We start from the raw sequence: 1,826 nt of genomic DNA, 5'->3' as shown, positions 1-1,826 counted from the left end.
GACTACTCCGTCGAGTAATCATCCAACACTAGGTTAGTATGTTTGCTTTCCTTTTGTTATTCTTTTATTTCATTGCTTATTCAAAATTTTCCCCAACTTCAGCTGAGTTGATTCCGGTCAGCGGCTTGCCATTTTGGTCAAAGTAGCTGTCCAGGTTCCGGCACCAGATGATGGCGATGGTGTTTTTCCCGCAGTGGACGCCGACCACTGGACCGATGATTGACTGGTCAAAGTCATCTTGCGGGAACTTTTCTTGGTAGTCTTTAAACCATTCTTCCTGTCTTTTTGGAGTAGCCGCGTCAATAATGGTGGCGTGGATCGGGTAGTCCTTGTCCTTGGTCAAGCGGTCAAAGTCTTCTTGGACATGGCGGTAGGCCCGCTTATACTGTCTTTCTTTGGCGATGGCCGAAATATGGCCAGTCTTTTGGACATCCATGGACAAGATTGGCGTAATGTGCAAAAGAGTCCCAATAAAGGTAGCGGCGTTAGACAGGCGGCCGGTCCGCTTTAAGTGGGCCAGGTTGTCGACCAAGAAGCGGACGCCAATCGTTTTTCTCAAGTCTTCCAGATCATGCATGATTAAGTCAACATCAGCGCCGGCGGCAACTAACCGGGCAGCTAAGATGGCGCAGTCGGCCAGACCAGCACAGGTGATGCGGCAGTCAAAAGGATGGATCTTGATCCGGTCTTCTTCTGCGGCATAGGCCACGAGGTTTTGGTAGGAGCTAGAGAGCCCGCTGGACAGGGGCAAGACGATCACGTCGGTATAGCCATTTGCCACGTAGTCATCGATAAATTCGGTAATTTGACCAAGCGATGGCTGAGAGGTCGTGGGCAGGTCAGTCGCGGTCTCAATTTTTTGGTAAAAGTCTTCGTAGCTGATGTCGACCAGGTCGTAGTAGGTCTTGTCGCCCCAGATCAGGGGGATGGGCACGACATCAATGTGGTACTTTTCTTGCTGCTCCTTGGTAAGGTAGGCGGAACTGTCGGTTAAAACTGCAATTTTCATATTCTTCTCCTTGCTTGATATCTCTCTATCTATAACTTTTTTTGCAAATCAGTCCGTTAAGAATAGTTGATATGTTTAAAAGTTAATCACTTTTCTACTTCTATTGTAAATTACTGCGAAAACGATAACAAGAAAAGTAGATCAAGATTATCTGCTAAGTTATTTAAAAAGTGCTACAATCTTATCTGGAAAGACCATAGAAATTTGATCAGATTATTTGGTCAAGCTATTTTTTAAACAAAGGAGGGACTAACTATGGCAGACATCTTTTTCACCATTACCGGCACAAGCCACTATTTTGGGAATAAGATTTTTGAACGCAAGATGAAGGTGAAGCTGGTTAAAGAACCTGATAACGACTACGACAAAGAGGCGATCCGCGTTGAACTGCGGGGACTGGGCAAGGTGGGCTATGTTGCCAATAGCCCCTACACGGTTTTAGGCGAAAGCATCAGCGCCGGGCGCTTGTACGATCTCTTTGGCAAGGAAGCTGAAGGTCGGGTTTTGTACGTGCTTGACCGCGGTATTGTCTGCGAATTGCTGGTGCCAAAGGACTGGCATGATCCGCGCTCATTCAGCTTTGATAAGTTGAAGAAGCTGCGCCGCCGGGACAACGGGAATCAGCAGCGGAATTAGGCTAGTAATTTATATATTTTGAAAAAAGCATAAAAACAGTCCAATTGTTTTTTAGCGGAAAAAGTCTTGTTTGGGAACAAAATGTTGTTCTTAACAGGACTTTTTCTTTTTATCCAAATCCGAATAATGGAGACCGTATAATCTTATGTGTAAGGATGAACAGTTCCTTAAAGTAAATCAA

General features: G+C 45.4%; 2 protein-coding genes. One reads left to right on the top strand and one right to left on the bottom strand.

Annotation, left to right across the window (positions count from 1 at the left end; genetic code table 11):
* Nucleotides 1–76 precede the first annotated feature (76 nt).
* The gene (locus ACI4WN_RS05040) at nt 77–1,009 is read right to left on the bottom strand and encodes a DegV family protein (RefSeq protein ID WP_439777251.1); all 933 of its coding nucleotides are present in this window, start codon (nt 1,007–1,009) and stop codon (nt 77–79) included.
* A 255-nt stretch (nt 1,010–1,264) separates the two neighbouring features.
* Between ACI4WN_RS05040 and ACI4WN_RS05035 the strand changes: the two genes are divergently transcribed.
* Complete coding sequence (locus ACI4WN_RS05035) at nt 1,265–1,645, top strand: HIRAN domain-containing protein (protein WP_439777250.1); 381 nt, start codon at nt 1,265–1,267, stop codon at nt 1,643–1,645.
* The last annotated feature ends 181 nt before the right edge of the window (nt 1,646–1,826 follow it).

Source organism: Lactobacillus sp., assembly GCF_051893255.1.
Classification (GTDB): Bacteria; Bacillota; Bacilli; order Lactobacillales; family Lactobacillaceae; genus Lactobacillus.
The sequence above is the reverse complement of the archived record's forward strand: the minus strand, read 5'-3'. Positions and strand labels throughout refer to the sequence as shown.